The sequence below is a fragment of the Bacillus cereus group sp. BfR-BA-01379 genome (assembly GCF_022663605.1).
In the GTDB taxonomy this organism is placed as follows: domain Bacteria; phylum Bacillota; class Bacilli; order Bacillales; family Bacillaceae_G; genus Bacillus_A; species Bacillus_A mobilis.
In genome coordinates this window covers 1-265 of the sequence record NZ_JAKUFT010000265.1, presented here as the reverse complement: position 1 = coordinate 265, position 265 = coordinate 1, and the positions used below count along the sequence as shown (strand labels likewise).

Genomic DNA, 265 nt, shown 5'->3' with positions numbered 1-265 from the left:
TAGTTCAGCAGGCGGGGATTATAACAAAGTGAAGATACGCGGCGAAGGAACAATTTCTAATGATATGAGTTGTAATGAATTTAAAACGTACGGAACGAGTGATGTACAAGGTAATATGAAAGTGAAAAATTATGTTGTGTACGGAGATAGTGAAGTACAAGGAAATGTAACTGCGGAATATGTAAAAATTTACGGAAATACACAAATGAATAGTGATGCTCATATTGAAAAAACGAAAGTAAGAGGTATGATAGAAATTAAAGGA

The 265-nt window shown here is 33.6% G+C and carries 1 pseudogene; it reads left to right on the top strand.

Annotated elements, in window-relative coordinates:
• A pseudogene (locus tag MR113_RS27775) lies at positions 1 to 265 on the top strand (polymer-forming cytoskeletal protein); the annotation flags it as partial.